This window comes from Streptomyces sp. NPDC110618 (assembly GCF_055657065.1).
In genome coordinates this window covers 308,900-334,994 of the sequence record NZ_JBVKBN010000006.1, presented here as the reverse complement: position 1 = coordinate 334,994, position 26,095 = coordinate 308,900, and the positions used below count along the sequence as shown (strand labels likewise).

The window sequence follows — 26,095 nt, the reverse complement described above, 5'->3', positions numbered from 1 at the left end:
TCGGGCCCTCGCGGCGGGACAATGCGGCCATGGGCGCACGACTCGGTGACGCCGGCGTACCCGCCCGGCCACCCGTGTCCGACGAGGCCGTCGGCCGGGACGAGCTGGCGCTCGCCACCAGGAACCACGGCCTGCCGCTGGAGGCCCTGCGCTACGACCTCACCCCGCCCGGCCTGCACTACGTACTGACCCACTACGACATCCCGTACACCCCCGACACCTCCGCCTGGCAGCTCACCCTGAACGGCCGCGTCCACCGCCCGCTCCGCCTGCACCTCGCCGATCTGCGGGCGTTCCCCCAGGTCACCACCCGGGTCACGCTGGAGTGCGCGGGCAACGGCCGGGCCCTGCTCAGCCCCCGCCCGGTCAGCCAGCCCTGGCTGGTCGAGGCGGTCGGCACCGCCGAGTGGACCGGTGTACCCCTGCGGCTGCTGCTGGAGCGGGCCGGGATCGCGGGCGACGCGGCCGAGGTCGTCTGCACGGGCGCCGACCACGGCGTGGAGCGCGGTGTCGAGCAGGACTACCAGCGCGCCCTGCCCCTGGACGTGGTCCTCGGCCAGGAGCCGGAGGTCCTCGTCGTACACGCGATGAACGGTGCCCCGCTCCCCCCGCAGCACGGCCGGCCGCTGCGCCTGGTCGTCCCCGGCTGGTACGGCATGGCCCACGTGAAGTGGCTCAGGGAGATCACGGTCGTCGACGAGCCGTTCACCGGGTTCCAGCAGACCGTCGCCTACCGCATCCGGCAGCGGCCCGAGGAGGTGGGGGAGCCCGTCACCCGGATCCTGCCCAGGGCGCTGCTCGTGCCGCCCGGATTCCCGGACTTCATGTCCCGCACCCGCGTGGTCGCGCCCGGACCCCTGACCCTGGAGGGCCGCGCCTGGTCGGGGCACGCGCCGGTGACCGGGGTCGAGGTCAGCACCGACGACGGGCACACATGGCGGCAGGCGGAACTGGCGCCCGACGGCGGACACCCGTGGGCGTGGCGGCGCTGGCGGTCACCCTGGACCGCGACACCCGGAGAGCATGTGCTGAGCGCGCGGGCCACCGACGCCGCAGGGCACACCCAGCCCCTCCGGCCGCCCTGGAACCGCGGCGGATTCGCCAACAACCAGGTCCAGCGGGTCCGGGCGGTGTGCCCGGACCCGGCGGACCACGGGTGAGCGGCGGCCCGGCCGCTCAGGGGAGCATCTTGTCGAGGGCCGCGGGTCCCTCCGCCTCCAGCTTCCGCTTGGCCCATTCCAGACTGCGGGGGGTGATGTCCTTGCCCGAGGCAAGGACCAGGTCCTCCGGCGACACCTCGGTGCCGGTGCGGGTGTGGAGCAGGTCGTCCGGAGTGGCGCGTTCCTCGGACGGCCCGGACGCGGGCTGTGACGTCGGCATCATCTTGCTCCTCGTCGGATCCGGATCGCTTCCTATCACCATTCAACGCCTCGGCCCGGCGTGCATCCGGAAGGCGGCTTCCGCGGCGGCTTCCGGGGGCGGGCGCACGGACCGGCCCGAGCTGGAAGTGCCGCGTTGATCGGGGCGTCGTCTAATGGGAACTGTCACGTCTCGGGCCGGACAGAAAAGGCCAGGGCCATGCCAGAGACCAGCGTCAACCAGGGGGAAGGGAACGGGAAGACACCCCGCCGGGGGCTACTGCGCAGGCTCGGAGAGGGCTGCGCCCGCCACTTCGTGATCGTCATCGTCGCGTGGCTGGTCGCGCTCGCCGCCCTTCAGACGCTGAACCATCTCCACGGCGGCGAGTACTCCGACAACTTCACGCTCTCCCAGTCGCAGTCCCAGGAGGGCCAGGACGTGCTCAAGAAGCACGATCCGCAGGCCGGCGGCTACAGCAGCCAGATCGTGGTGCACGACGCGGACAAGTCGCTGACGTCGCTGGACTCGCAGATGTCCACCACGGTCAGTGACCTGGGCAAGCTGCCGCACGTCCTGTCGGTCCAGAACCCGCTGAGCGCACCCCCGCCCAAGAGCGGCCAGCCGGACTTCGGACCCCTGTCCACCGACGGCAAGACCGCCTACATCACCGTCCGGTTCAACGTGCAGCCCTCCACCCTCGGGGACAGCTACCTCGACGGCGTCGACAAAGCGGTGCAGTCCCTGCGCTCGGCCGGCGCCGAGGTCGAGTACGGCGGCCCGCTCGGCGAACTGGCCCGGCCCGCACCGGACGACCGGGTGAGCGAAGCGATCGGCTTCGGGGTGGCGATCGTCGTCCTCCTGATCGGTTTCGGCAGTGTGATCGCCGCCGTGCTCCCTCTGATCACCGCGCTGATCAGTGTGATCGGAGGCCTGGCCATCCTGGGCCTGCTCGCCGCCGCCTTCACCTTCGCCACCGTCTCCCCGACCCTGGCCACGATGATCGGTATCGGCGTCGGTATCGACTACGCGCTGTTCCTGATCACCCGTCACCGGCAGAACCTCATGGACGGCGCCGACCCGGTCGCCGCCGCCGGACAGGCCGCCGCCACCAGCGGACGGGCCGTCCTGGTCTCCGGCTGCACGGTGATCGTCGCGCTGGCGGGCCTGTCCGCGTCCGGGGTGTCCTTCATCAGCAAACTCGGCCTCGCCGCCGCGGTGACCGTGGTCTCCGCGGTCCTGGGCGCCCTGACCCTCGTCCCGGCCTTGCTCGGGCTGATCGGCAAGCGCATCGACCGCTACCGGGTCCGCAAACCGGTCGCCGAGACCGACGCCGAACCGGGCGCCACCCCGCACGGCACCTGGCACCGCTACGCCCAGCGCGTCGCCCGGCGCCCGCTGACCTACCTCAGCGTCGGAGTCGTCACCGTCGCCGTCCTCGCCATCCCCGTCTTCTCCATGCAACTCGGTCACATCGGTGACGGGGCCGACCCCACCTCCTTCACCGACCGGCGCGCCTACGACCTGATGACCGACGCCTTCGGACCCGGTTCCAACGGTCCGCTCACCGTCGTCGTGGACCAGACCCAGGTGTCGCAGTCCCAGCGCTCGGACCTCTCCTCGAAGGTGCAGAAGAGCCTCGACGACGTCTCCGGGGCCGCCTTCGCCACGCCGCTCACGACCACCCAGGACGGGGACGTCCTCATCTCCACCGTCTACTCCACGACGTCCCCGCAGGACGCCAACACCACCGAACTGGCCAACCGGCTGGTCGACGACACCCTGCCCGACGCGGTCTCCGGCACCGACGCCAAGGGCTATGTCACCGGCACCACCGCGGCCCAGGTCGACTTCCGCGACCTCGTGGCCGAACGGCTGCCGCTGATCATCGCCGTGGTCGTCGCGCTGGCCTTCCTGATCATCCTGGCCGTCTTCCGCGGACTGCTCGTCGCGGTGAAGGCGGCCGTCCTCAACGTCCTGTCGATCGCCGCCTCCTACGGCGTGGTCGTCGCCGTCTTCCAGTGGGGCTGGGGCGGTCCCGCGCTGGGCGTCAACGGCAAGGTGCCGATCGAGAGCTATGTGCCGATGATGATGTTCGCGATCATCTTCGGGCTGAGCATGGACTACGAGATCTTCCTCCTCTCCCGGGTCCACGAGGCGTGGCTGCGCACCAAGGACGCGAAGGCGTCGGTGGCGCACGCGCTGGAGATCACCGCCCGGGTGATCACATGTGCCGCGCTGATCATGGTGAGCGTCTTCGCCGCCTTCATCATCAGCGACAACATCGTGGTCAAGATGCTCGGACTGGGCCTCGCGGTGAGCGTGTTGATCGATGCGACCGTGGTCCGGCTGCTCATGGTCCCCGCGGTGATGACCCTGTTGGGTCCGCACGCCTGGTGGACACCACGGTGGCTGGACAAGATCCTTCCGCACATCGACGCGGAGGGGGAGCACGAGCAGCCGGCGACGGGCGTCAGCCCTGGAAAGGCGTGAACGTCAGTCCTCGAAAGGCGTGAGTGTCAGCCGTATCCCGGTCGGGGCGGCGTCCTGGATGAAGGAGGCGAAGTCGGCGACGTCGTCGAAGGCGAAGCCGTACGCCCGGCCGTCCTCGGTCGCCGCGTGCACGGCCGCGGAGTAGTGGTTGGTGAGGGCGCCCTTGTAGAACTCGGCCGGTTCGGTGGTCGGCTGGGAGGGGTGCGACACCAGCGTCGAGCGGTTGAACCCGGCGCCCAGGATCGCGGCCACCGGGCCGGTGGTGCCGTCGTTGGGCGCGGCCAGCGTGCCGTCGCAGAAGAGCACGTCCCGGGTCGAGGGCCGCGCGAACGACACCTCGGCGGGCCCGGAGAACGTCAGCCGGTCACCGCGCACCCGCCCGGTGAACTCGCCCGCGTTGGTCTTCACGACCAGGTCGCGTCCGGTGAAGGTGCTCCACACCTCGTCGATGTACGGCGCGAAGTAGTCCTTCGCGAACAGCCCGGCGTCCAGCCCGTGTCCGGGCGCCAGCACCCGGGTGTCGTCCACCACCAGCTTGGCGAAGTCCGCCTGCTCCCGTACGGCCGCGAAGACGGAGGCCCGGCCGCCCTTGCGCAGGGTTCCGGTGGTCTGGTCGCGCGCGCCGGTCAGCCGGATGCTCAGCGGCACGCTGAACATGTCGACCATGGTGGTGTTGCAGAACATGCCGGCGGAGTTGAAGGTGAACTCGGCGCAGTCGTGCAGCACCTTGAAGTTGGGGTCCGAGGTCACCCAGCCCGCCGGGAACTGCAGGGCGGCGTTGCCGGCGCCGTCGGTCACCGCCTTGAACTTCAGCTTCTCGCCGAGCGCCACGTAGATCCGCCCGGACATGAACGGCAGCGAGAGCTGGGTCTCGCCGCTGCCGGAGAGGCTGATGGCGTAGTCGGTGAAGCCGTCCGGGCCGTTGTCCGACAGGGAGATCGGCGCGAGCGTGCCGTCGGGGGTGAGCCGGACCTGGCGGCCGTCCTGGTTGCCGACGATGTACACGTGGACGCTGCCGTTGCCGAACGAGCCGGAGTTGTTGACGATCGTCAGCGGCAGGCTCCCGGCCGCCTTCGTGCTCCTGTCCGCGAGCGCGTGGGGGGCCAGCGCGGCCACGGCGGGCGCGGCGACGGCGGCACCGCCGAGGGCGAAGAGCAGCTTGCGGCGGCCGAGTTGACGCTGGTGACGAGGTGCCATGTGGGGGACTCCAGTAGTACGTGTGGGGTACGGCCGGCCGTGGGCCCGGTGAGAAAGCCCACGGCCGGCCGCGTCTGAGAGCGCTCTCAGGATGATCGAGTCCCCCACGGAAATCGAGCCTCCGGCCGAATCCGGCCATGATTTAAGGGCGAACTAAGGGGCTCTTAAGGAAGGTGGTACAGCGGTGCGCCAAGGGGGTAGAGTCGCGATCTTCGGCCGGCGGAAGCCGCCCGGAGTCCCGTGAGGCGGTCGCGCCATGACCCCCGACGCCATATCCGCCCGACTCCGCCTCGACCGCGCCCTGGACGCGCTGTCCGTCACCTTCCGCGGCATGACCGCCCGGCGCGACGAGACCCAGTGCACCTGTCACTGGGGCGACGAGGAGGAGCTGGCGCTGCTCAAGACCCCCGACGTCGAGCTGGACCCGGACCTGCTCCGACGCACCTGGGACGCCCCCGACTGGCACGACCACGGCGCCGTCCTGCGCCGCATCCTGCCCCAGTTCGCCCGGGAGCTGGTCGCCGGACGGGTGGAGCCGATGTTCGGCTTCTACATGGTCGGCACCTCCTTCACACGCGGCGAGTGGACCCAGTGGCCGGGGCAACAGAGCGACGCCGTATGGGAGTTCCTGCACGCCTGGTGGTCCCGCACTCTCCTGGACCCGGACCCCGCCGTACCCGCGCACGAACTGCTGGCCCTGTGCGCGGAGGCGGCCGGCACCTTCACCCCGTGGCTGGACGTCTGGGAGACGCACCACCACCCCGTCGCCGACCGGCACTTGGCGCTGACCGTCGAAGCCTGGGAGTACGAACTGCTCGGCGACGCCCTGCCCTTCAGCACCTGGCACGACGACGAGGACGCCCTGCGCACCGAGCTGTCCACCTGGCTCGCCCGGTACGCCCCGGCCCGCCTGCGCGCGTGCGGAGCCTCCGAGGAACTCCAGCACCGTGCCCGCCTGATCGGACTCAGCGGCCCCGCCCGCTGGGAGGACCCGCACTACCCCATCCGTGCCTACTGAGCCTCAGCTCAGCACCGCCTCCCAGGTGTCCACGGCGTACCGGAGTGTCATGCCGTTGCGCGCGTACAGGCCGGGCGCGCCCGTGGTGTTGCCGGTGTCCACGCCGAGGCCCACGGTGTCCCGGCCGAGGGCGGCGTACGCGGCGAAGGCGTGCCGCAGCAGCAGGCCCCCGAGCCCCTGGGCGCGCGCCTCCCGCAGGACGCCGATGCTGCGGATCCAGCCCATGGACTCACGGTCGTTGCGGGACATGAGGAAGCCCGCGTCCCCGTGCTCGTCGGTGCCCGCGATCCACACCCGGGACCAGTCCAGCGTCCCGGCGTCCACGTCGTGCAGCCACTGCTCGTACGTACGCGGCTGGAAGTCGAAGTGCTCGGCGAACGACGTTTGGTACAGCGCGTGGACGCGCCTGCGGTCCGCCTCGTCGGCACACGCCCGCAGCCGTACTCCGGCCGGAGGTTCTGGGGCGCGGTCGACGGCGGGATCCACGGGGCGGTCCAGTACGTGGTAGCGGCGGACCACGGACCAGCCCCGCTCGCGGATCAGCTCGGTCTCCAGTGTGGGGTTGCTGTGCAGGTGCAGGTGGACCACGGCCCGGGACGCGCCGTTGGCCCGCGCCTTGGCCAGGGCGCGGGACTCCAGCTCCGCGAACAGCCGCTGCCCGGCCTCCTGGTGGTCGGGCAGTACATAGTGGTCGGCGTCCAGCCGCTCGCCGCCCGACTCGTCCCACACCAGCGCGTAGGCCACCAGCCGGTCCCCGTCGAAGGCCAGCCAGGAGTCCCGCGCGAGGTCGACCTCGGGGTGCTTGAGGTCGGCCTCGACGGAGGCCACATCGGTCTCCGGGTGGCCGGTCTCGAAGACGTCGACCTGGTTCAGCAGCTCGGTGACGGCGGGCGCGTCGGAGAGCCGCGCGGGGCGTATGGCGTAGGACATGGGGCCAGCGTCGGGTGACTCCATCGCCCCTCGCAAATGGTTATCGCTCAGGCGTCGGTGACGACCGTCCGCACCGGCGTACCCGTCTCGACCGTGCGGCTGACCGTGCACAGCCGGTCGTGCGAGCTCTTGATCGCGCGGGGCAGGATGGCGCGGGCCCGGTCGCCGCCCTCGCCCTGCGGGAAGGCGACGGAGAAGGTGACCTCCAGGTCGGTCATCCGGTTGCCGTTCTCGTCGCTGATCTTGTGGCCGGTCACCGTGACGGTGAAGCGGTCCGGTTCGGCGTGCCGGCTGGTGGCGACGTCGACATCGGCCATGGTGCAGCCGCCGATCGCCGCGAGCAGCAGCTCGACCGGGGTGAAACCGTCACCCGCGGTGCCGAATGCGAGTCGGTCACCGTCGGCGTTGACCGCGGTGAAGTGGCCGGTGGCGGTGCGCTCGACGGAGACGGAGCGCAAGGTGGAGTCGGTCATGAGCCGACCCTAGCCCTCGCCGGGGTCCGGAACCGTCAACGCACCTGCCGTAAAAGCCCTGGACGCGCCCGAGGAAGAACCCCTACGGTGTGATCATCACGCCTTGAGCTGACGGAAGGAGGCGAGTGCCGTGCAGTTCACCCTCTCCAGCGCTCCCTTCACCGTCCCGGCGTGCTTCGTGTGATCCGGCCGGGAGCGCTCCACGCAGCTTGATCCCGGAGGAATCCACCCATGACCGATCTGGTCATCCGTGCGCTCGACGAGAGCGACGCCCATCTCTTCGACGCCCTGCCCGACCCGCTGGGCGCCGCCGAAGCACACCGCACCACCGTGCACCGCCCCGAATGGAAGCGCGTGGCCCTGCGCGACGGCGAGGTCGTCGCGCGCGGCGCCTGGTGGGGCGGCCCCGACGCCACCGAGCCGATGCTCGTCAACTGGTTCGACGTCGCCGAGGGGGAGGAGGAAGCGGGAGCCGAACTCCTGCGCTCCGCCCCCTGGCAGGTCGAGCTGGAGTTCAACCTGCCCGCCGGCTGGCGCGAGAGGCCCGAGGTACGCGCCGCCGCCGAGGCCTGCTTCACCGCCGCCCGCGGCGCGGGCTACGAACCCCTCGTGGAGCGCTACATCTACCGCTGGACCCCCGAGTGCGGGCTCCCCGAGTCTCCCGGACGCCTCGTCTTCGAGCCGGAGCCCGACGACGCGGTGTTCTTCGACGCGCTGCGCCGTATCCACTCCGTCACCCTGGACGCCCACGCCCTCAAGGCGATCGAGCAGGGCGGGCTCGACCAGGCCGCCCAGGAGGAGCTGGACTTCTTCCACTGGTGCCCCTCCCCGCGCGAGTGGTGGCAGATCGCGCGCACGCCGGAGGGCGACCTGGTGGGCATCCACATCCCGGCCCGCAACCAGACCGCGCCCGTCATCGGCTTCATCGGTGTGGTACCGGAGCACCGCGGCCGCGGCTACGCCTACGACCTGCTCGTGGAGTGCACCCGCTTCCTCGCCGAGCAGGGTGCCGAGTTCATCGGCGGCGCCACCGACCAGGGCAACTTCCCGATGGCCGCGAACTTCACCAAGGCCGGACACCCGGTGGTCCGCGAGCGGATCGACTTCCACATCCCGGGCGTGACCTCGTAGGGCGGCCGCTGTGTCGGTCGGTGCCCGAGCCACGACCACCGGAACCTGAGTATCGGCAGCAATGTCAGTGCCGGGTGCGATGCTGACCGGGCACTGGCAGTGACGGCGTACGGAGGCACGGTGGGGTTCCAGGGAGAGGTGTGGCAGGTCCGCGGCGCGGACGGGCCGGTGGGGGAGATCCGCGTCGAGGAGGCCGACTTCCCCTGGCTGCACGGGCACTTCACCCCGGGGCCCGGCTATGCCTCCGTACGTGAGTTGTTCGCCCGCGAACTCGCCCTGCTGGACGGGATCGACGGGCACGTCGAGGAGTGGGAGGCGGCGTACGCCGAGATCGAGCGCCGGGTCTCCCTCTCCTCCCCGGACGGGCCGGTCGCCGAGTTCCTGCTGCACATCGACGGCGACCGGGCCTGGTTCCGGTGGAGCGACGAACCCTTCGAGGACTGACTCAGCCCTCCAGCAGACCCTCCGCCTCGGCGAGGATCTCGGTGACCCGCAGCGCGAACGCCGCGTCGCACGGATGCGGACGCCCCGTGCGCACGGCGGCGATCAGGGCGTCCGCCGCCCGCTGGAAGGCCGGTACGACACCCGGCGCGGCGGTCGGCAACCGGGTCACGCCGTGCTCGCCGCGCAGTTCCACGGCGGTCCCGGCGGCCTCGGCCGGGGCCGTCAGGCTCAGCGTCAGCGTGCTGGACGCGCCGGCGGTGTGCTCCAGGACCAGGTGCGCGGTGTCCCGGGGGCCGGGCGCGGCGGCGGCCACCCGCCGCACCTCGCCGAGTACCGGCAGCAGCACCGACAGGGCGTGCGGGCCCACGTCCCACAGCGCGCCCTTCTCCCGCCGCCACGGCGAGTTCGCGAACGGGCTGTCGCCGCCGCTGAACACCGAGCCCAGCCACTGCGCGTGGGCGGTGAACCAGCCGCCCGCCGCGGCCTGTTCGGCGATCCACTCCTCGGTCTCCGGCAGGAACCGGGTGGTGAAGAACACCACGGACGCCACCCCGGACTCCGCGGCGGCCTCAGCAACCGCCCGCCCCTGGTCGACGGTCGTCGCCAGCGGCTTGTCCAGGAGCAGATGGCACCCGGCCCGCGCGGCCCGTACCGCCAGCTCCGCCTGCACCGACGGCGGCAGGGCCACGGCGACCGCGTCCACCTCGGCGAGCAGGGCGTCGATGTCGTCGTAGGGCCGGGCGCCGTGCCGTCCGGCGAGTTCCTTCGCCGCGTCCGCGCGGCGGCCCCACACGCCGACGAAGTCCACCTCCGGGTGCTGTTCGAGAGCGGGGGCGTGGGCCATCTGCGCCCACGGGCCGGTGCCGAGCAGTCCGATGCGCATACCGTCGCCTCTCCACGCTGCCGTAACGGATGCCATCGAGCGTTTCACACCGGCCCCGGGCCCGGGCAACCCGGGCCCCGGCGCGGCACGGACGAGACCGCTCCACAAGACCGGTGACTTTGCCGGTCCCCGGGCCCGGACCCCGCACTCACAGTGGCACCGCCAACCACGGCGGTGCCCGGTGGCGCGGTGTCCCCGCGCCGCCCGTGCGCCACGACAGAGAGGACGACTCGTCGTGCAGGTCCACCCCCACACCCGGCCCCGAAGGGCCGGCCGGCTCGCCGGAGCCGCCGCGGCCCTCGCCGCGCTCCTCGGACTGGCCGGCCTGGCCGGTCCCGGCGCCCACGCGGCGGACAACCCCTACGAACGCGGCCCCGCACCCACCACCAGCAGTATCGAGGCGGCCCGCGGCCCCTACGCCGTCTCCCAGACCTCGGTCTCCTCGCTCTCCGTCACCGGCTTCGGCGGCGGCACCATCTACTACCCGACGACCACGAGCGACGGCACCTTCGGGGCGGTGGCGATCTCACCCGGCTTCACCGCCTACGAGTCCTCGATCGCCTGGCTGGGCCCGCGCCTGGCCTCCCAAGGCTTTGTGGTGTTCACCATCGACACCCTCACCACCCTCGACCAGCCCGACTCCCGGGGCCGCCAACTGCTCGCCGCGCTCGACTACTTGACCGAGCGCAGCTCGGTGCGCGGACGGATCGACAGCAGTCGGCTCGGCGTCATGGGCCACTCCATGGGCGGGGGCGGCAGCCTGGAGGCCGCCAAGTCCCGGCCCGCGCTTCAGGCGGCGATCCCGCTCACCCCGTGGAACACCGACAAGACCTGGCCCGAACTGCGCACACCCACCCTGATCATCGGCGCCGACGGCGACACCATCGCCCCGGTCGCCGGCCACGCCGAGCCCTTCTACGGCAGCCTGCCGTCCGGACTGGACCGGGCCTATCTGGAGCTCAACGGCGCCACCCACTTCACGCCCAACTCGTCGAACACGACGATCGCGAAGTACAGCATCTCCTGGCTCAAGCGGTTCATCGACAACGACACCCGCTACGAGCAGTTCCTCTGCCCGCTGCCCCGGCCGAGCGCGACCATCGAGGAGTACCGGGGCAACTGCCCGCACACCGGCTGACGTTGTGCCCCCGCACGGCCGCCGCCCGGAAACCCTGGGCGGCGGCACAGCCGTCCCGCTACGGCAGCGCGACTTTACTGACGGGTCAGTAGTCTCACGGGAATGACCGGTGACACGAGCACACGGGCGGACCGGGGGCGGGCCGAACTGGCGCGTGGACGCGAGCAGTTGGGTGACGGCCCGGTCGACGACGCCCGGGAGACCCTGCTGTGGGCGGCCGCGCTGCTGGCCGCCGAGGATCCGGAGCAGGCCGAGGCCGCCCGGCTCGCCGCGGCCGACGCCGCCTGGGCCGCGGGAGACCGGACCGGATGCCTCAGGGCGCTCGGCGGACCGGACACGGACCGCCCCGGGGTCACCGGGGACTACCGCTCCGGCATGCGCGCCCTGCTGGAACAGCGCCCCGAGCACGCGGTGGAACCCCTGCGCCGGGTCCTCGCCCACCCCGGCGACCGGCCCGAGCACCTGCTGCGGTCCGCCGCCGCGGCCCTCCTGCTCGGCGATGTCGTGGTCGCTCGCCGGGCAGGAGCCCGCGCCCTGGCCGCGGCCCGCGACCTGGACTCCGCCGCACTGAAGTCGCGGGCCCTGGAGTACCTCGCCTACGCCGAACTGCGCGCGGGACGCCATGCCCAGGCGCGCGCCCACGCCGAGGACGGCGTACGGGCCGCGCACCGGGCCGGACGCCGCAACACCGCGGCCCACCACACCGCGATGCTGGCCCTGGCCGCGTCCATCACGGGTCAGCGGGCCACCGTCGAGGCCCACGCGACGGCCGCGCTCGCCACGGCCCGCCGGCACGGCCTCGCCCAGGCCGCGACGCTCGCGGAGTGGGCCCTGGCCCGTACCGACCTCGCCCGCGGCCGCCCCCTGGACGCCGTCGACCGGCTCGGCCCGCTGGTTCTGCCCGGAGTGCGGCGCGGTCACTTCGCCGTCTGGATGCTGGCGGTCCCCTGCTTCGTGGAGGCCGCCGTGCTCGCCGGGCGGCCCGAGGACGCGCGGGCGGTTGTGCCGGACTTCGCCCGCTGGGCGGCCTTCGGCGCCGACCCGCACGCGCCCGCCCAGCTCGCCCGCTGCCGCGCGCTGCTCGCCCCCGCGGACCGCGCCGACGAGCTGTACCGGCAGGCGCTGGACCGGCACGACGCCGAAGGAGGGGACTTCGAGCGGGCCCGCACCGAACTGCTGCACGGCAAATGGCTGCGCCGCCGACGGCGGCTGCGGGAGGCCCGGACCAGGCTGGGGGCGGCGCTGGTCGGGTTCGAGCGGTGCGGGGCGCGGGCGTGGGCGGAACAGGCGCGCGGGGAACTGCGGGCGCACGGGGCCGCCGGGCGGGCGGACGGCCCCGGGGAGCTGGCCCGGCTCACCCCGCAGCAGCTGCGCATCGCCCGCCATGTCGCCGAGGGCGCCACCAATCGGGAGGTCGCGCTGCGCCTCGCGGTGAGCACCCGCACCGTCGACTACCACCTGCGCAATGTCTTCGCCGCGCTCGGCGTGCGCTCCCGGATGGAGCTGGCCCGGATGGTGCAGCGGCAGGGCGGCCGGTGACCCGCGGTACGCGTCACCCGGCGGGCCGGGAGGAGGCCGCGGGGAGGGGCGGAGGGCATCTTCTGAGCGGGCCCGGTGGAAAAAGAGCGGTGCAGAACCCTAGGGACCGACCGGACGGTATGTCATCCTGCGGGGCAGGACGAGTCGGGCGGCCGCCGCCGCCGTACGGGCGACGCGGGCGACCGGACACCACTGTGTCTCCCGGCACGGGCGCGGCGCCGGGAGGCCGAGGTTGTGGGAGGACCGCGATGCATCCTGCCGTACGGACCCACGCGAGCATCCGCACCGGACCGGCGCCCGTTCCGCAGCCGCGGACCGGGCGCAGGCGGTCGCTGATCGACGCCGACGCCCTGCGGGTGCTGCACCGGGCCGCCCGGGTCCTGCTCGACGGCCTGCCGGATCTCACCGACCGGCTGGTAGCCCTCGTCCGGGACCAGGAAGCCGCCTACCGCACCGCCCTGGAGACCGACTACGCCGGTACCTGGCAGGAGGTCCACCGCTCCCTGCGGCACAGCGTGCAGTCGCTGATCGACCCGCGCGGTACCCGGGACGCGGCCCGGCGCTGCTCGTGGCAGATCGGGGTGCGCCGGGCCGAGCAGGGGCTGCCGCTGGACGCCCTGCTGCACGCCTTCCGGCTCGGCGGCTCCCTGGTCTGGCAGCGGCTGGTGGAGGAGACCTCCCGCACGGCGCCCGAGGACGTCCGGCTGCTGGTCCATGTGGCGACCGACATGTGGAACTTCGTCGACGAGCACTGCACCCTCGTGGCCGACGCCTACCGGCAGACCGAGCGGCAGCTGGCCTGGCGGCGCGAGAACCGGGTACGGCTGCTGGCCGCCGCGCTCCTCGACGGCACCAGCCGGATCGCTGACCTGCCCGAGACCGCCGAGGGCCTCGGCCTGCCCGAGCACGGCCGGTACCTGGTCGTCGCGATCGCCGGTGGACGGCCCGCGGGCGCCCGCGCCGTCGTCGTACCGCCCGGCACCCGTGTGCACTGGCACTCAGGAGGGGAAGTGGACCACGGCATCGTCCTGGTCGGTGACGAGGACCCGGGGGGCGACGGCGACCCGCTGGAGGGCCTGGAGCCGACCGTCCCGGGCGTCAAGGCCGGCATCGGCAACGTGGTGACGGGCCTGGCCGCGGTCGGCGACGCCCGCCGCATGGCCGACCTGGCGCTGAGCATGTGCCCGCCGGCCGGCGGCACGATCCGGCTGACCGAGCATCTGCCCGAGGCCCTCGTCGTCTCCTGCCCCGAACTCGGCGCGACCCTCGCCGACCAGGTGCTCGGGCCGCTGCTCCGGCTGGAACCGGCCGACCGGGACGTCCTGCTGGACACCCTGTCCGCCTGGCTGTCCTGCGACGGCTCCGCCCAGCGCGCGGGCGAGCGCCTGTACTGCCACCGCAACACGGTCCTCAACCGCCTCAGGCGCTGCGAGCAGCTGACCGGCCGCTCACTGGCCCGCCCGCTGGACGTGGTGGAGATCAGCCTGGCCCTGACCGCGCGGCGGCTCCTGCGCGGTTAGCGGTACGGACGACACGAGAGGGGGTGCGGCGCCGATGACGCGGGAGCGGTCGGGGTGCCGATGACGCGAGACCGGTTGCGGCACCGATGACGCAAAAACAGTCCGGATGGAGCAAGGACCGGTCGGACCCCGGCGAAACGCCGTAAGGATTCTTCCCTGCCCCCCGGAAAGCGGCGAGCATCCCGCGTCATGGACATCTTGCTTGTCGCCAGCGCGTTCAACAGCCTGTCCCAGCGGGTGCACGCCGAACTGTCCGACCTCGGGCACCGGGTGGACGTCGTCCTCGCCTCCCACGGCCCCGACGCGGTGCGCGCCGCGGCCCGCGAGCTGGGCCCGGAGCTGATCCTCGCCCCGATGCTGAAGAGCGCGCTCCCCGAGGACGTATGGCGGGAGTACACCTGCCTGATCGTGCACCCCGGACCGCCCGGCGACCGCGGACCGTCCGCCCTGGACTGGGCGATCGCCGAGGAAGCGCCCCAGTGGGGAGTGACCGTCCTGCAGGCCGAGGCCGCCATGGACGCGGGCCCCGTCTGGGCGAGCGAGACCTTCCCGGTGCCGCCGGTCGGCAAGAGCGACCTGTACCGGGGCGAGGCCGCCGACGCGGCCCTGGCGGCCGTCCGGACCGCCGTACGGCGTTACGCCGAGGGCGCGTTCAAGCCGCGCCCGCAGAGCGATCCGCGGATCCCCGTGGTGTGGCGCGACGCCTTCCGGCAGGACCGGCGGCGGATCGACTGGGAGAGGGACAGCACGCACGTGGTGCTCCGCAAGCTGCGCGGCGGCGACTCGCAGCCCGGCGTCCTCGACGAACTCCTCGGCCGGGAGGTGTTCCTGCACGGCGGACACCCCGAGGACCGGCTGCGCGGCCGCCCCGGCGAACTGCTCGCCACTCGCGCGGGCGCCGTCTGCCGGGCCACCCGCGACGGTGCCGTGTGGATCCCGGAGCTGCGCCCCCGCAAGAAATCCGGTGACCCCGCCCCCTTCCGCCGCCCGGCGGCCGACGTGCTCGCCGCCTTCACCGCCGGCGCCCCCGCCCGCGACCGCCTCCCGGACGAGCCCGCCCCGCTCGAACTGCCGCCCGACCGACGGACCTGGACCGACATCCGCTACCGGCAGCTCGCCGACACCGGCTTCCTGAGCTTCTCCTTCCCGTCCGGGGCGATGAGCACCGACCAGTGCCGCAGACTCCTCGCCGCCTACCGGTACGCGCTCACCCGCCCCACCTCGGTCCTCGTCCTCGGCGGCACACGCGACTTCTTCTCCAACGGCATCCACCTGAACGTCATCGAGGCCGCCTCCGACCCGGCCGGCGAGTCCTGGGCCAACCTGCACGCCATGGACGACCTGGTGGAGGCGGTCCTGCGCACCACCGACCGGCTGGTGGTGGCCGCCCTCGGCGGCAACGCGGCGGCGGGCGGCCTGATGCTCGCGCTCGCCGCCGACGAGGTGTGGTGCCGCACCGGCGCCGTCCTCAACCCGCACTACCGGCGGATGGGCCTGTACGGCTCGGAGTTCTGGACCTACTCGCTGCCGCGCCGCGTCGGTGCGCAGACGGCCCGGCGGCTGACCGACGAGGCGCTGCCCGTGAGTGCCGCCACCGGGGCCCGCATCGGCCTGGTGGACCGGCTCGTCCCTGTCGCGGCGCACGAGTTCACCGCCGAGACCGAGCGCAGGGCCATCGCCCTCGCCGGGGACCCGGACCTCGCGCGGCGCATCGCCGCGAAGGCCGCGGCACGGCGGGCGGACGAGGAACGCCGTCCGCTCACCGACCACCGGCGCGCCGAACTCGCCCGGATGCGCGCCGTGTTCTTCGACCCGACGGCCCCGTACCACGCCCTGCGCTCCGCGTTCGTACGCAAGCAGCCCGGAGGCCCGGCCCGGCCGCTGAGCGGCGGCGCGCTGTGACCCGGCTGCTGGTGGCCGGGGTCGGCAACATCTTCCTGGGCGACGACGCCTTCGGCCCCGAGGTCCTACGCGCCCTGGAGCGCCGTCCGCTGCCGCCCGAGGCGCGGGCCCGGGACTTCGGCATCCGCGGCCTGGACCTGGCGTACGAACTCCTGGAGGGCTACGACGTCGCCGTACTGGTCGACGCGGCCGAACGGGGCCAGACGCCCGGCACCCTCTCCGTCATCGAGCCCGACCTCCCGGACGGCCCCGGCCCCGCCGCCCCGCCCGAGGCGCACGGCATGGACCCGGCGAAGGTACTGGCCCTGGCCGCCCACCTCGGTCACGGACCGCTGCCGCGCGTCCTGGTCCTCGCCTGTGAACCCCAGGAACGGCCGCGCGGCGACGAGGACATCCTCCCCGGCATCAGCGCGCCCGTGGCGGACGCGGTCGACCGGGCTGTCGACGCCCTGCACGCCTTGGTCCCGGCCCTGCTCGCCGACCCGGCGGCCACCCCCCGGTTGAGCCGCCCGGAGGAATCCGCCCACGGCTCAGCGGCCGGGCTCGCCGCTTCGCCGGGCGGGGGCGTCGAGGATCGGTGACCGGGACGCCTTTTGTCCCGGTTCATCCGTTTGTTCAACGTGTCATCCGTGTGTCCATCGTGAGGAGCCCCCGCCCATGTGCGAGTCCGAGGACGTCACCCACGCCACCCAGGCCGTCCTGGCGAAGAACGACGGCCTGGCCGCGCGCCTGCGCGCGGACCTCGCACTGCGCGGGGTGAGCGTGGTCAACCTGCTGTCCAGCCCGGGCAGCGGCAAGACCGAACTGCTCGGCCGGGTGCTGGCCCGCGCGGTGGAACGGGGCGTCCCCGTGGCCGCCCTCACCGCCGACCTCGCCACCGAGAACGACGCCACCAGGCTCGCCCGCTCCGGCGCCCCGGTGAAACAGCTCCTCACCGACGGCCTGTGCCACCTGGAGGCGCGGCAACTGCGCGGCCACGTGGAGGACTGGCTGCCCCCGGACACCTCCGTCCTCTTCGTCGAGAACGTCGGCAATCTCGTCTGCCCGGCCTCCTACGACCTCGGCGAGAGCCTGCGGATCGCGCTGATGGCCGTGACCGAGGGTGCCGACAAGCCGCTGAAGTACCCCACCGCCTTCGGCTCCGCCCACCTGGTCGTGCTCACCAAGACCGACCTGGCCGAACCCGCCGACTTCGACGCGGCGGCCTTCGAGTCGTACGTCCAGCGGGTCAATCCGGGCGTGGAGATCGTACGGTCGTGCGCGCGTACCGGCGAAGGCGTCGACACCGTCCTGGAGCGCGTGCTCGCCGTACGCGACGGGGCCCCGGTCCACCGGCCGCCCCTCGCACCCCACCCGCACCCGGGCCTCACCGCCGACCACGTCTCGTGACGGCGACCACCACCGGGGCGGTACGCCGTCGCGTCGTCGTGCGGGGCACCGTGCAGGGCGTCGGCTTCCGCCCGCACGTGCACCGCCTGGCCACCGACCTGACGCTGTCCGGCTTCGTGAGCAACACCGACTACGGCGTGCTCATCGAGGTGGAGGGAACCCCGGACGGCGTGAGCCGCTTCTGCGACCGCCTGGCCGCCGAGCCGCCACCGCTCGCCGTCGTCACCGGCCTCGGCGTGCAGGACGTACCGCCCACGGGCACCGACGGCGCCTTCACGATCCGCACCACCGAGCGCTCCGCGGGCCGCACCCAACTCCCGCCCGACACCGCCACCTGCGCCGACTGCCTGCGCGAACTCGCCGCCCCGGCCGACCGCCGCCACCGCCACCCCTTCGTCACCTGCACCCACTGCGGGCCCCGCTTCACCATCGCCACCGGCATGCCGTACGACCGCGCGGCCACGACGATGTCCGGCTTCCCCATGTGCCCCCGTTGTGCCCGCGAGTACGGCGACCCCGGCGACCGCAGGTTTCACGCCCAGCCCGTCGCCTGCCCCGACTGCGGCCCCCGGCTGAGCCTGGTCCCCGCCCCCGGCAGTGGCATTGAGCCCGCCCGGGACGCCGACGCCCTCGCGGCGGCCCGCATGCTGCTGGCCGACGGGCGGATCCTCGCGGTCAAGGGGCTCGGCGGCTACCACCTGGCCTGCGACGCTAAGAACGCGCGCGCCGTCGACACCCTGCGCGTCCGCAAGGAGCGGGGTGGCAAGCCCTTCGCGGTGATGTGCGCCGAACTCGCCGACGTGGAGCGGCTCGCCGAGATCACCGAAGCCGAGCGCGCCGCCCTCACCGGCCCCCGGCGCCCGATCGTCCTGCTCCGCCCCCGCCCCTCCCGCCTCGCCCCCGGCGTCTGCCCGGGCAGCCCGCACCTCGGCGTGCTGCTGCCCTACACCCCTGTGCACACCCTGCTGTTCGGGCTGCCCGGCGATCCGCCCGGCCCGCGCACCCTGGTCATGACCAGCGGCAACCGCTCCGGGGAACCCATCGTCACCGACGACGGGGAAGCCCTGACCCGGCTGGCGGGACTGGCCGACGCCTGGCTCGTCCACGACCGCCCGATCGCCTCGCCCTGCGACGACTCCCTGCTCCGGGTCCGCGCGGACGGCACCGAGCAGGTACTGCGCCGCTCCCGTGGATACGTGCCCCGGCCCCTGCGTCTGCCCTTCACGGTCCGTCCCACGCTCGCCGTGGGCGGCGACCTGAAGAACGCGCTCTGCCTCGGCGAGGACGACCTGGCCTGGTTCGGCCCGCACATCGGTGACATGGGGGAGCTGACCACCCTGGAGGCCGCACGGCGCGCGGAGTCCCACCTGCGGCGCCTGACCGGAGTGCACCCCGAGCGCGTCGCCGCCGACCGGCACCCCGGCTACCACTCGTCCCGCTGGGCCCACCGTCGCGCCACCGAACTGCCGGACCGCAGGCCGGTGCTGGTCCAGCACCACCACGCCCACATCGCCTCCGCCATGACCGAGCACGGACTCGACGGCACCACCCCCGTGATCGGCGTCGCCTTCGACGGCACCGGCTACGGCGACGACGGCACCGTCTGGGGCGGCGAGGTGCTGCTCGCCGACTACACCGGCTACCGGCGCTTCACCCACCTGGTCCCGGCCCCCCTCCCCGGCGGTGACGCGGGCGTGGCCAACCCCTGCCGCCTGGCACTGGCCCGGCTGTGGGCCGCAGGCCTGCCCCGGAACCCGGACCTGCCCAGCGTCCGCGCCTGCGCACCGGACGAACTGGCATTGCTGGAAAGGCAGTTGGAGCGGCAGGTGGCCTGTGTGCCGACCTCCAGCATGGGCCGTCTCTTCGACGCCGTCGCCTCCCTGGCGGGCGTCTGCCATCGCGCCGGGTACGAGGCCCAGGCCGCCCTGGAACTGGAGGCCGCCGCTGCCTCGGCCTGGGGAGCGGACAGCGCGGCGTACGCCTTCGGTCTCGGCCCCCGAGGACTGGACCCGGCCCCGCTGCTCCGCTCGGTCCTCGGCGACCTGCGCGCCGGCACCCCGGCGCCGCTGATCGCCGCCCGCTTCCACCGCGGGGTCGCACGCGCCGTCCACGAGGTCTGCCGACGCGCACGCGGCGCCACCGGCCTGACGACCGTCGCCCTGACCGGCGGCGTCTTCGCCAACGCGCTCCTGGAGGCGGAGTGCGCGGAGCTGCTGGCCGACGACGGCTTCACGGTGCTCCGGCACCGCGAAGTCCCGCCCAACGACGGCGGGTTGGCCCTCGGCCAGCTGGCGGTCGCGGCACACCCACGAGGAAAGGAGTGACCCATGTGTCTTGCCGTGCCCGGCAAGGTCGTGGCCATTGACAGCGCGGCCGATCCGCTCACCGGAATCATCGACTTCGGCGGTGTCCAGAAGCAGGCGTGTCTGGACTACGTCCCCGATGTGAAGGTCGGTGAGTACGTCATCGTGCACGTCGGTTTCGCGCTCCAGCGCCTGGACGAGGAGTCGGCGCTGGCCTCGCTGAAGCTCTTCGAGGAACTGGGGCTGCTGGAGGAGGAGTTCGGCGACGCCTGGGAACAGGCGGCCCGGGACGCGGGCGTCGCCGCGGTCGCCGAGGAACCCCGAGGGGGCGAGGCCCGGTGAAGTACATCGACGAGTTCAACGACCCCGACCTGGCGCGGGTCCTGCTGGACGAGATCCGCGCGACGGTCACCCGCCCCTGGGCCCTGATGGAGGTGTGCGGCGGGCAGACCCACTCCATCATCCGGCACGGCATCGACCAACTGCTTCCCGAAGAGATCGAGTTGATCCACGGCCCCGGCTGCCCGGTGTGCGTCACCCCGCTGGACGTCATCGACAAGGCCCTGGAGATCGCCGCCCGCCCCGGCGTGATCTTCTGTTCCTTCGGCGACATGCTCCGCGTCCCCGGCACCGACCGCGACCTGTTCCGCGTCAAGGGCGAGGGCGGTGACGTCCGCGTCGTCTACTCGCCGCTGGACGCCCTGGAGCTGGCCCGCCGCAACCCGGACCGGGAGGTGGTCTTCTTCGCCATCGGCTTCGAGACCACCGCCCCCGCCAACGCCATGGCCGTCCACCAGGCCCGCCGCCTGGGCCTGACCAACTTCAGCCTGCTGGTCTCCCACGTCCGGGTCCCACCCGCGATCGAGGCCATCATGACCTCCCCCGCCTGCCGGGTGCAGGGCTTCCTGGCCGCCGGACATGTGTGCAGCGTGATGGGCACCGCCGAGTACCCGGAGCTGGCCGAACGGTTCAAGGTGCCGATCGTGGCCACCGGTTTCGAACCACTGGACATCCTGGAGGGGATCAGGCGGGCGGTACGCCAACTGGAGCTGGGGGAGCACCAGGTGGAGAACGCCTATCCGCGTGCCGTGCGGGAGGAGGGCAACCCGGTCGCGGTCCGGATGATCGAGGAGGTCTTCGAGGTCACCGACCGCAACTGGCGCGGCATCGGCCCGATCCCGCGCAGCGGCTGGCGGCTGACCGAGGCGTTCCGCGCCTACGACGCCGAGCACCGCTTCGACGTCACCGGCATCCGCACCGAGGAGCCCGCCGAGTGCCGCAGCGGCGAGGTGCTGCAAGGGCTCATCAAGCCGACCGAGTGCCCCGCCTTCGGCACCACCTGCACCCCGCGCACCCCGCTCGGCGCGACCATGGTCTCCAGCGAGGGCGCCTGCGCCGCCTACTACCTGTACCGCCGGATGAACGCCCCGGTGGCGCAGGCCGGCGGGGCCGTCCCCGAGGAGATGAACCCCGTTGTCTGAACTCGCCGAACCGACGGTGGACCCCGCCGGCTGGACCTGCCCCGCGCCCCTGCGCGACCAGCCCGTCGTAGTCATGGGGCACGGCGGGGGCGGCGCCCTCTCCGCCGAGCTGATGGAACAGGTCTTCGCCCCCGCCTACGGCAACGCCACCCTCGCCGCGCTCACCGACTCCGCCGTCCTCGACCTCGGCGGCGCGAGGCTCGCCTTCTCCACCGACTCCTACGTCGTACGGCCGCTGTTCTTCCCCGGCGGCAGCCTGGGCGACCTCGCGGTCAACGGCACCGTCAACGACCTGGCGATGAGCGGCGCCCGGCCCGCGTACCTCTCCGCCGCCTTCGTCCTGGAGGAGGGTGTGGAGCTGAGCGTCGTCGAGAAGGTCGCGCGTGCCGTGGGGGCGGCGGCCGAGGCGGCGGGGGTCGTCGTCGCCACCGGTGACACCAAGGTCGTCGAGTCCGGGCACGGGGACGGCGTCTACGTCACCACCTCCGGCGTGGGGCTCGTCCCCGCCGGGGTGGACATCCGGCCCCAGCGCGCCCGGCCCGGTGACGTCGTCATCGTCAGCGGGCCGATCGGCCTGCACGGCGTGGCCGTCATGAGCGTGCGGGAGGGGCTGGAGTTCGGCGTCGAGATCGCCAGCGACACCGCGCCGCTCGCGGACCTGGTGGCGGCGATGCTGGCGGTCACCCCCGACATCCACGTCCTGCGCGACCCCACCCGGGGCGGCCTCGGCGCCTCCCTGAACGAGATCGCCCGCGCCTCGGGCACGGGCGTGAGGCTTTCGGAGCGGTCGATCCCGGTGCCCGACGCGGTCGCCAACGCCTGTGGGTTCCTCGGCCTTGACCCGCTCTACGTGGCGAACGAGGGACGGCTGGTCGCTTTCGTGCCCCCGTCGGCGGCGGAGGAGGTCCTCGCCGCGATGCGCGCCCACCCGCAGGGCTCCGGTGCCGCGGTGATCGGGGAGTGTGTCGCCGAGCACCCCGGCATGGTCGTGGTCGCGACCGGCCTCGGCGGGACCCGGGTGGTGGACCTGCCGCTGGGGGAGCAGCTGCCGCGCATCTGCTGACCGCACGGAACAACGGTCCCCGCACTGTGCGGGGACCGTTGCCGTCACTGCATGCCGGTGATCTCCAGCTCCCGGCCGCTGCGCAGCTCCGTGGAGGGCCGGTCGCAGCGCGGGCACCAGAAGAACGGCGGCATGCCCACCGCGAACTCCTCGGCGCACGGCCCGCAGTAGGCCTGCGCGGGGATCTGCTCCACCACCAGCCGGGCACCGGCGAGCGAGGTGCCGTCGCGGGCCACCTCGAAGGCGAAGGTCAGCGCGTCGGGGACGACCCCGGCCAGCTCGCCGACCCGGACGGTGACCGTCGAGACGGCGTCCGTGCCGTCGGCGCGGGCGCGGGCGTCGGCCTGTTCGATGATCGCGGTCGCGATCGACAGCTCGTGCACGGCCGGCTCACGGGTAGCGGTGGCGGGCGCGGAACCCGCCGGACATCCGCCAGATCCGCATCTCCCGGCGCAGACTCGGGAACTCCTTGACCAGGAACGCGGCGACCACCGCGCCCGCCACCACGGCCTCGGCCAGCAGCAGCCGGTGCTCCGACGCCCTGACGGGCGGAACCTTCTTGGTATGTGCTCGTCGGCCCTTCATCGCGGCCACTCCCTGTCGTTCGTCATGCCGGGGTCGTTCATGCGCGGTCGTTCATGCGCGGTCGTTCATGCCGGGGGGATGTTCGGCATGACGTCGAGCAGAGCGTCGTGCCGTTTCCAGTGGATTCCGGTGGAACGGCGCGCGTCGGCGGTGCCGTCCTTGTGATGCCCCCTCTGATGGGCGTACGGCCCCTTGTTGCCCTGGTGCATGCCGGGCACGTGCCCGGTCGCGTCGGGCCTGGTGTGGGGCCGGCCCACCCTGATGCTCCCCATGAGGTGCTCCTTCCTCCTCGTCGTGACCGTCGTACGGTCGCGGCGGTCACGGACGCTCGGTGAGGTCCTCGAAGAACCGCTCCACGGCCGGCCAGACCTGCCCTCCGCCGGACAGGCCCTGCCAGGCCCGGCGGACGACCGCGACCATCCGGAAACAGTCGTCGACCGGCACGATCCAGTGGTGCCGCAGGCCGTGGACGGTGTTCACCAGCAGGGCCTCGACGTCCGGTTGCAGCGAGGCGAGCTCCGGCTGCGTGTCGACCAGCCGCCGCCAGGCCGCCGGGTCCACCTCCCATCGCATGGCACCGGCCGGGCTCGGCCCTTCCGCGGTGACCGTGCCGTCGGCGCGGGGCACGAAGAACACCAGGCCGACGGGCACGCCCAGAACCTCAGTGTCCACCTCGGGCAGCCGGATCCGCCTGCGGGGAACGAGCCGGTAGCGGCCGTCACCGGCGCCGTCGTCGGCGAACAGCACCGCGCAGGCGCCGCAGGCGCAGGCGGCCTGCTCCTCGGCGGTGTCGTACAGGTGCGCGTGCTCCTCGGGCACCGGCGCCGCGCACAGGTCGCACCGCTCCACATCCGTCGTGCGGTCGGCCGAGGAGCGGATGAGACGGGCCAGGGCACCCCGCGCGGTCACGGCGCGCCCCGGTGGGTGAGCGTGGTGAGCGGGACGAACGCCGGGGGAGCGACCTCCACCGGCTCCACCGCCGTCAGCTCGGGGGCGACGGCCAGCACCGCCTCCCGGACCGCGGTGGCGACATCGCCGGAGCCACCGCACCCGCACCCGCCACCCGTCGTGAGCCGCACCCGGCCCACACCGTCCGCCACGCCCGCCCACTCGACGTCGCCGCCGCGTTCGCGCACGGCGGGCCGCAGCCGTTCCACCGCACGGGCCGCCCGGACCTCGACGGGTTCCGGGTGCAGGGAGTGCAGGACCAGCAAATGGCCCAGCAGTTCGTCGTCGGCGAGGCGCGCGGCGAGTGTCCCTTGGGCCAGGTCCATGACCCGGGCCAGCGCCTCGCCGTAGACCTCGGTCAGCAGCGCGACCGCCGCCACGGCGGAGCGGGAGGCGGGCCCAGGTGTCGCTTCGAGCCCGTCCAACAGTTCGTTGAGGCGCGCCAGTCGGGCCTCCACGTCGTCGTCGGCGAGCCGTTCGGCGGGTGCCTCAGCCATGACTGGCCCCGTACGTCGGGGAGTGCTGCGTGGTCAGGGTCTTGCCGTTGCCGACGTACATGTGCACCCCGCACGGCAGACACGGGTCGAAGCTGCGGACGGTGCGCATGATGTCGACGCCCTTGAAGTCGTCCGGCCCGTTCTCCTCGAAGATCGGCTGCCCCTGCACGGCGTCCTCGTACGGGCCCGGGGTGCCGAACTTGTCGCGGGGGCTGGCGTTCCACGGGGTGGGCGGATACGGGTGGTAGTTGGCGATCTTCCGGTCCTTGATCACCAGGTGGTGGGAGAGGACACCGCGCACCGCCTCGTGGAAGCCGCAGCCGATCGCCTCGTCCGGCACCTCGAAGTTCTCGAACACCTTGGTGTCACCGGCCCGCACCAGGCCCATCGCCTCGTCGAGGAACTGCAGCGCCATCGCGGCCGCGTAGGCGACGAAGTACGGCCGGGCGCGGTCGCGCTCGATGGTGTTGCTCCACTTCGGGATGCGCCACTCCAACGTCGTCTCCGGCAGCGACTCGCCCTTGGGCAGCGAGATCCGCACGCTGTTGCCCGTGGCCTTGATGTACGGGGTGTCCACCAGGCCGCTCAGCGCGGTGGACCACAGCCGGGCCAGCGGGCCGCCGCCGGTGTCCAGGGCGAGGTGGTCCCCGGTGCGGCTGTCGAGCCAGCGGGGGCTCATCACCCAGCTGTAGTTGCCGTCGAAGTCGCGTTTCTGCGGCACCGGGACCGTGGTCTGGTTCCACGGGTGGCGCATGTCGACCGGGTTGCCGAGCGGGTCGTGGGTGACGAAGGGGTCCTCGTTGACCCAGTCCTCGTAGAAGGAGCTGCCCAGCATGATGCGCAGGCCGAGGTTGATGTCGACGAGGTTGTTGGTGACCAGTTCGCCGTCGACGACGATGCCGGGGGTGACGTACATCGCCTTGCCCCAGTGGTCCATCGTCTCGTAGCGGTAGTCCACGACGTCCGGGTTCTGGAAGGCGCCCCAGCAGCCCAGCAGGACGCGGCGGCGGCCGACCTCCTCGTAGCCGGGCAGCGCCTCGTAGAAGAAGTCGAAGACGTCGTCGTTCATGGCGACGGCCTTCTTCACGAAGTCGATGACCCGCATCAGCCGGCTGAGGTAGTCGGTGAACACGGTCGGCTGCGGCAGGGTGCCCACCCCGCCGGGGTACAGCGTGGAGGGGTGCACATGGCGCCCCTCCATCAGGCAGAACATCTCCCGGGTGACCCGGCTGACCTTCAGCGCCTCCTTGTAGACCTCGCCCTCGAACGGGTTGAAGGCCTTCATGATGTCGGCGATCGTGCGGTAGCCGTGGATGTCCCCGCGCGGTGCGTCGGTGCGCTCGGCGCGGGCCAGCACACCGGGGTTGGTGGCCTTGACCATCGCCTCGCAGAAGTCCACGAACACCAGGTTGTCCTGGAAGATCGTGTGGTCGAACATGTACTCGGCCGCCTCGCCGAGGTTGACGATGTGCTCGGCCAGCCGCGGCGGCTTGACGCCGTACGCCATCTGCTGGGCGTAGTCGGAGCAGGTGGTGTGGTTGTCGCCGCAGATGCCGCAGATGCGGGAGGTGATGAAGCCCGCGTCGCGCGGGTCCTTGCCCTTCATGAACACCGAGTAGCCCCGGAAGAGCGAGGACGTGCTGTGGCACTCCACGACCTCCCGGTTGGCGAAGTCGATCTTCGTATAGATGCCCAGGTTGCCGATGATCCGGGTGATCGGATCCCAGGACATGTCCACGATCTGCGGCGCCTTGCGTCCCGTCGTGCGGGCCTCGGCTGTGGTCATCGCTGTTACTGCCCCTCGC

At 72.8% G+C, this 26,095-nt stretch carries 25 protein-coding genes and 1 pseudogene; 15 read left to right on the top strand and 11 right to left on the bottom strand.

Features of this window, described 5'->3' with window-relative positions; all coding sequences use genetic code 11:
• Positions 1–29: 29 nt before the first annotated feature.
• On the top strand, positions 30–1,160 hold the full coding sequence (locus tag ACZ7L7_RS14740) for a sulfite oxidase (RefSeq protein WP_285512685.1): 1,131 nt from the start codon (positions 30–32) through the stop codon (positions 1,158–1,160).
• A 16-nt stretch (positions 1,161–1,176) separates the two neighbouring features.
• Here ACZ7L7_RS14740 and ACZ7L7_RS14735 read toward each other — a convergent pair whose 3' ends face one another.
• A complete protein-coding gene (locus ACZ7L7_RS14735) occupies positions 1,177–1,380 on the bottom strand; it encodes a hypothetical protein (RefSeq protein WP_093721905.1) in 204 nt (67 codons plus the stop codon).
• 198 nt (positions 1,381–1,578) lie between these two features.
• Here ACZ7L7_RS14735 and ACZ7L7_RS14730 point away from each other — a divergent pair, with 198 nt between their 5' ends.
• A complete protein-coding gene (locus ACZ7L7_RS14730) occupies positions 1,579–3,849 on the top strand; it encodes an MMPL family transporter (protein ID WP_453607266.1) in 2,271 nt (756 codons plus the stop codon).
• Positions 3,850–3,852: 3 nt separating this feature from the next.
• On the opposite strand, the gene ACZ7L7_RS14725 is transcribed toward ACZ7L7_RS14730, so the two are convergent.
• On the bottom strand, positions 3,853–5,046 hold the full coding sequence (locus ACZ7L7_RS14725; RefSeq protein ID WP_285512683.1) for a glycoside hydrolase family 64 protein: 1,194 nt from the start codon (positions 5,044–5,046) through the stop codon (positions 3,853–3,855).
• Positions 5,047–5,302: 256 nt separating this feature from the next.
• Between ACZ7L7_RS14725 and ACZ7L7_RS14720 the strand changes: the two genes are divergently transcribed.
• Positions 5,303–6,064 carry a hypothetical protein gene (locus ACZ7L7_RS14720; RefSeq protein ID WP_472075990.1) on the top strand — a complete coding sequence of 254 codons (762 nt, stop codon included), beginning with the start codon at positions 5,303–5,305 and terminating at the stop codon, positions 6,062–6,064.
• Positions 6,065–6,067: 3 nt separating this feature from the next.
• Here the strand turns inward: ACZ7L7_RS14720 and ACZ7L7_RS14715 are convergent, their stop codons facing one another.
• Positions 6,068–6,994 carry a GNAT family N-acetyltransferase gene (locus ACZ7L7_RS14715; RefSeq protein WP_285512681.1) on the bottom strand — a complete coding sequence of 309 codons (927 nt, stop codon included), beginning with the start codon at positions 6,992–6,994 and terminating at the stop codon, positions 6,068–6,070.
• 47 nt (positions 6,995–7,041) lie between these two features.
• Entirely contained in the window at positions 7,042–7,467 is a 426-nt protein-coding gene (locus ACZ7L7_RS14710; protein WP_285512680.1) for an OsmC family protein, read from the bottom strand.
• A 231-nt stretch (positions 7,468–7,698) separates the two neighbouring features.
• Between ACZ7L7_RS14710 and ACZ7L7_RS14705 the strand changes: the two genes are divergently transcribed.
• Both ACZ7L7_RS14705 and ACZ7L7_RS14700 read left to right on the top strand, forming a co-directional pair.
• The gene (locus tag ACZ7L7_RS14705; protein WP_285512679.1) at positions 7,699–8,598 is read left to right on the top strand and encodes a GNAT family N-acetyltransferase; all 900 of its coding nucleotides are present in this window, start codon (positions 7,699–7,701) and stop codon (positions 8,596–8,598) included.
• Positions 8,599–8,718: 120 nt separating this feature from the next.
• Positions 8,719–9,042 (top strand): hypothetical protein, encoded by a 324-nt coding sequence (locus ACZ7L7_RS14700; protein WP_285512678.1) that lies wholly within the window; start codon positions 8,719–8,721, stop codon positions 9,040–9,042.
• 1 nt (position 9,043) lies between these two features.
• On the opposite strand, the gene ACZ7L7_RS14695 is transcribed toward ACZ7L7_RS14700, so the two are convergent.
• Entirely contained in the window at positions 9,044–9,925 is an 882-nt protein-coding gene (locus tag ACZ7L7_RS14695) for a Gfo/Idh/MocA family protein (protein ID WP_285512677.1), read from the bottom strand.
• 235 nt (positions 9,926–10,160) lie between these two features.
• Here ACZ7L7_RS14695 and bdeA point away from each other — a divergent pair, with 235 nt between their 5' ends.
• From bdeA to hypE, 10 genes and pseudogenes are all read left to right on the top strand, one after another.
• Entirely contained in the window at positions 10,161–11,063 is a 903-nt protein-coding gene (gene bdeA, locus ACZ7L7_RS14690; RefSeq protein ID WP_285512676.1) for a bis(hydroxyethyl) terephthalate hydrolase, read from the top strand.
• Positions 11,064–11,192: 129 nt separating this feature from the next.
• Positions 11,193–12,602 (top strand): annotated as a pseudogene (locus ACZ7L7_RS14685) (LuxR C-terminal-related transcriptional regulator); the annotation flags it as partial.
• A gap of 248 nt (positions 12,603–12,850) precedes the next feature.
• A complete protein-coding gene (locus ACZ7L7_RS14680) occupies positions 12,851–14,122 on the top strand; it encodes a PucR family transcriptional regulator (RefSeq protein WP_285512675.1) in 1,272 nt (423 codons plus the stop codon).
• A 189-nt stretch (positions 14,123–14,311) separates the two neighbouring features.
• Positions 14,312–16,024, top strand: coding sequence for an enoyl-CoA hydratase-related protein (locus ACZ7L7_RS14675; RefSeq protein ID WP_285512674.1), 1,713 nt, complete (start codon positions 14,312–14,314; stop codon positions 16,022–16,024).
• Complete coding sequence (locus tag ACZ7L7_RS14670; RefSeq protein WP_472075987.1) at positions 16,021–16,605, top strand: hydrogenase maturation protease; 585 nt, start codon at positions 16,021–16,023, stop codon at positions 16,603–16,605. Before ACZ7L7_RS14675 ends, ACZ7L7_RS14670 begins: the two co-directional genes overlap by 4 nt.
• Before the next feature lie 76 nt (positions 16,606–16,681).
• Entirely contained in the window at positions 16,682–17,413 is a 732-nt protein-coding gene (gene hypB / locus ACZ7L7_RS14665; protein ID WP_285512672.1) for a hydrogenase nickel incorporation protein HypB, read from the top strand.
• Positions 17,410–19,737 carry a carbamoyltransferase HypF gene (gene hypF / locus ACZ7L7_RS14660; RefSeq protein WP_472075985.1) on the top strand — a complete coding sequence of 776 codons (2,328 nt, stop codon included), beginning with the start codon at positions 17,410–17,412 and terminating at the stop codon, positions 19,735–19,737. The genes hypB and hypF overlap by 4 nt, the downstream gene beginning before the upstream one ends.
• Positions 19,738–19,740: 3 nt before the next feature.
• A complete protein-coding gene (locus tag ACZ7L7_RS14655; protein WP_285512670.1) occupies positions 19,741–20,058 on the top strand; it encodes a HypC/HybG/HupF family hydrogenase formation chaperone in 318 nt (105 codons plus the stop codon).
• Positions 20,055–21,197 carry a hydrogenase formation protein HypD gene (hypD, locus tag ACZ7L7_RS14650; protein WP_453607245.1) on the top strand — a complete coding sequence of 381 codons (1,143 nt, stop codon included), beginning with the start codon at positions 20,055–20,057 and terminating at the stop codon, positions 21,195–21,197. Before ACZ7L7_RS14655 ends, hypD begins: the two co-directional genes overlap by 4 nt.
• Positions 21,190–22,260: a hydrogenase expression/formation protein HypE gene (gene hypE, locus ACZ7L7_RS14645; protein WP_285512668.1), complete on the top strand. Its 1,071-nt coding sequence runs from the start codon at positions 21,190–21,192 to the stop codon at positions 22,258–22,260. The genes hypD and hypE overlap by 8 nt, the downstream gene beginning before the upstream one ends.
• Before the next feature lie 44 nt (positions 22,261–22,304).
• On the opposite strand, the gene hypA is transcribed toward hypE, so the two are convergent.
• The 6 genes from hypA to ACZ7L7_RS14615 form a co-directional block, all read right to left on the bottom strand.
• Entirely contained in the window at positions 22,305–22,643 is a 339-nt protein-coding gene (hypA, locus tag ACZ7L7_RS14640) for a hydrogenase maturation nickel metallochaperone HypA (protein WP_285512667.1), read from the bottom strand.
• Positions 22,644–22,650: 7 nt separating this feature from the next.
• Positions 22,651–22,845: a hypothetical protein gene (locus ACZ7L7_RS14635; RefSeq protein ID WP_285512666.1), complete on the bottom strand. Its 195-nt coding sequence runs from the start codon at positions 22,843–22,845 to the stop codon at positions 22,651–22,653.
• Between the two features lie 65 nt (positions 22,846–22,910).
• Positions 22,911–23,117, bottom strand: coding sequence for a hypothetical protein (locus tag ACZ7L7_RS14630; RefSeq protein ID WP_285512665.1), 207 nt, complete (start codon positions 23,115–23,117; stop codon positions 22,911–22,913).
• Between the two features lie 46 nt (positions 23,118–23,163).
• Positions 23,164–23,754 (bottom strand): DUF5947 family protein, encoded by a 591-nt coding sequence (locus tag ACZ7L7_RS14625; protein WP_453607235.1) that lies wholly within the window; start codon positions 23,752–23,754, stop codon positions 23,164–23,166.
• Positions 23,751–24,290, bottom strand: coding sequence for a NifU family protein (locus ACZ7L7_RS14620; RefSeq protein WP_453607233.1), 540 nt, complete (start codon positions 24,288–24,290; stop codon positions 23,751–23,753). The genes ACZ7L7_RS14625 and ACZ7L7_RS14620 overlap by 4 nt, the downstream gene beginning before the upstream one ends.
• Positions 24,283–26,076, bottom strand: a complete 1,794-nt coding sequence (locus ACZ7L7_RS14615; RefSeq protein ID WP_093721898.1) for a nickel-dependent hydrogenase large subunit — start codon at positions 26,074–26,076, stop codon at positions 24,283–24,285. The genes ACZ7L7_RS14620 and ACZ7L7_RS14615 overlap by 8 nt, the downstream gene beginning before the upstream one ends.
• Positions 26,077–26,095 lie beyond the last annotated feature (19 nt).

Bases quoted from the DNA above. Each gene is read 5' to 3' on its own strand.
- ACZ7L7_RS14655 (WP_285512670.1), top strand. From the start codon at position 19,741: ATGTGTCTTGCCGTGCCCGGCAAGGTCGTGGCCATTGACAGCGCGGCC.
- hypB (WP_285512672.1), top strand. From the start codon at position 16,682: ATGTGCGAGTCCGAGGACGTCACCCACGCCACCCAGGCCGTCCTGGCG.
- ACZ7L7_RS14735 (WP_093721905.1), bottom strand. From the start codon at position 1,380: ATGCCGACGTCACAGCCCGCGTCCGGGCCGTCCGAGGAACGCGCCACT.
- ACZ7L7_RS14705 (WP_285512679.1), top strand. From the start codon at position 7,699: ATGACCGATCTGGTCATCCGTGCGCTCGACGAGAGCGACGCCCATCTC.
- ACZ7L7_RS14615 (WP_093721898.1), bottom strand. From the start codon at position 26,076: ATGACCACAGCCGAGGCCCGCACGACGGGACGCAAGGCGCCGCAGATC.
- ACZ7L7_RS14720 (WP_472075990.1), top strand. From the start codon at position 5,303: ATGACCCCCGACGCCATATCCGCCCGACTCCGCCTCGACCGCGCCCTG.
- ACZ7L7_RS14740 (WP_285512685.1), top strand. From the start codon at position 30: ATGGGCGCACGACTCGGTGACGCCGGCGTACCCGCCCGGCCACCCGTG.
- ACZ7L7_RS14730 (WP_453607266.1), top strand. From the start codon at position 1,579: ATGCCAGAGACCAGCGTCAACCAGGGGGAAGGGAACGGGAAGACACCC.
- ACZ7L7_RS14630 (WP_285512665.1), bottom strand. From the start codon at position 23,117: ATGGGGAGCATCAGGGTGGGCCGGCCCCACACCAGGCCCGACGCGACC.
- ACZ7L7_RS14635 (WP_285512666.1), bottom strand. From the start codon at position 22,845: ATGAAGGGCCGACGAGCACATACCAAGAAGGTTCCGCCCGTCAGGGCG.
- ACZ7L7_RS14695 (WP_285512677.1), bottom strand. From the start codon at position 9,925: ATGCGCATCGGACTGCTCGGCACCGGCCCGTGGGCGCAGATGGCCCAC.
- ACZ7L7_RS14675 (WP_285512674.1), top strand. From the start codon at position 14,312: ATGGACATCTTGCTTGTCGCCAGCGCGTTCAACAGCCTGTCCCAGCGG.
- ACZ7L7_RS14710 (WP_285512680.1), bottom strand. From the start codon at position 7,467: ATGACCGACTCCACCTTGCGCTCCGTCTCCGTCGAGCGCACCGCCACC.
- ACZ7L7_RS14715 (WP_285512681.1), bottom strand. From the start codon at position 6,994: ATGTCCTACGCCATACGCCCCGCGCGGCTCTCCGACGCGCCCGCCGTC.
- ACZ7L7_RS14680 (WP_285512675.1), top strand. From the start codon at position 12,851: ATGCATCCTGCCGTACGGACCCACGCGAGCATCCGCACCGGACCGGCG.
- ACZ7L7_RS14725 (WP_285512683.1), bottom strand. From the start codon at position 5,046: ATGGCACCTCGTCACCAGCGTCAACTCGGCCGCCGCAAGCTGCTCTTC.
- ACZ7L7_RS14620 (WP_453607233.1), bottom strand. From the start codon at position 24,290: ATGGCTGAGGCACCCGCCGAACGGCTCGCCGACGACGACGTGGAGGCC.